Below are 1671 nucleotides of genomic sequence, written 5' to 3'. Positions count from 1 at the left end.
TCCAGGCCGTGTCAAAACGCTGAGCCCGTTGTCGTTTGACGTTTGGGGGCTGACCTGGATGGCTGGGTACTGAGAGACGGCGCACTGCGGCTGCTTTCACGATGGTCGCGGGACAGGGCGATGCGGTTGGCTCGCGTGATGGGATGAACCAGGGCTTGGTGGCGGCCTGGTCAGGCTCTGATTGCGGCGAGGAGCCTCTTGCTTCCCATGATGTTGAGGACGCGCGTCAGATTGTAGGCCAGAACCTGGAGCGCCATCTCGGCCGACACGCGCGGCAGCGTCCGGGTCAGGAAGTGGGTGGCGCCCATCCGCGCCTTCAGCGTGCCGAAGGGATGCTCCACCGTTTCGCGCCGCGCCCGCATGGCTTGAGGATCGGCATCGAGCCGGCGCTGCACGGTCTCCAGGATGTCCTCGTGCTCCCAGCGCGTGACGCGCCGTTCCTTGCCTGTCGTGCAATCCCCCTTCAGCGAACAGGCCTGGCAGGCGTTCGTCCAGTAGCGGCTGAGCGTCATGCCGTTCTCGATCGTCGTGTATCGGTAAGGGAGCGTCTGGCCCGCCGGGCAGTGGTAGGCGTTCTCGTCGTGGCGGTACAGGAAGTCTTCCTTGCCGAAGCGTCCCGCCGCCTTGGCACCCGACGTCATCGGACGCGGCAGGGTGACGGCGATGCCGGCGCGCTCGCAGGCGAGGATCTCCTCGCCGGAGTAGTAGCCGCGGTCGGCCACCGCTTCGAGCCGGTCGACCCGGAGCGCGTGCTTGGCCTGCTGCGCCATGCCGCTGAGTTGCGCCCGGTCCGATCCGACATTGGTGACCTCGTGCGCCACGATCAGATGGTGCTCGGTCTCCACCGCCACTTGGACGTTGTAGCCCACCATGCCTGACCCGCGTCCGCTGGTCGCCATCGATCGGGCGTCTGGATCGGTGAGCGAGACCTGCTGATCGGGAGCCGCCATCATCTGCGCCTCCAGTCCGGCGAGACGTTCCATCTCCTGACCGAGGCGGGCGATCTTCTCGTTCAGCCGAGCGACCTTGGCGGCCAGTTCCGGCGTCGGCTCCTGGCGGTCGGCCGTGTCGAGCTGGGCGAGATAGCGCGACACGCTCTCCTCGATCTGCTCGCGGCGCCGCTCGAGCTTGGCCTTGGTGAAGTTGCGATCGCGGTTGTTGACCGCCTTGAACTTCGAGCCGTCGATCGCGACGCGCGTGCCCGTCAGAAGGCCCATCTCCCGGCATAGGGCGACGAAGCGGGCGCAGACCTGCCCGATGGCCGAGCCGTTCTGTCGGCGGAACTCGGCAATGGTCTTGTGATCGGGCGACAGTCGAGCCGTCAGCCACATGACCTCGACGTTGCGACCGGCCTCGCGTTCGAGCCGCCGGCTGGACGGAATGCGGTTCAGATAACCGTAGACGTAGAGCTTCAAGAGAGCCGAGGGATGATAGCCGGGCCGACCCGTCGCGGCCGCCTCGACACCCTCGAAGCCGAGTGAACCCAGGTCCAGCGCATCAACAAAGACGTCAACCACGCGGACGGGATTGTCCTCCGCGATCCAGTCCTCAAGGCAGGGCGGAAACAGAGTCGCTTGATCGCGATCGGCACCGACAACGAAGCGTCCCATGCCACCCTCCCGTCAACCCCGACGAGAATAGCACGCGCAGGGTTTTGACACAGCCAGGGTC

Annotated in this window: 1 protein-coding gene; it reads right to left on the bottom strand. The window is 66.2% G+C overall.

From position 1 onward, the window contains the following. Positions 1-170: 170 nt before the first annotated feature. A complete protein-coding gene (locus H7A85_RS20615) occupies positions 171-1610 on the bottom strand; it encodes an IS1182 family transposase (protein WP_182422411.1) in 1440 nt (479 codons plus the stop codon). Positions 1611-1671: the final 61 nt, after the last annotated feature.

Source organism: Aureimonas sp. ME7 (assembly GCF_903970965.1).
Taxonomy (GTDB): Bacteria; Pseudomonadota; Alphaproteobacteria; order Rhizobiales; family Rhizobiaceae; genus Aureimonas.
This window is presented reverse-complemented; position numbering and strand designations above follow the sequence as displayed.

Bases quoted from the DNA above. Each gene is read 5' to 3' on its own strand.
- H7A85_RS20615 (WP_182422411.1), bottom strand. From the start codon at position 1,610: ATGGGACGCTTCGTTGTCGGTGCCGATCGCGATCAAGCGACTCTGTTT.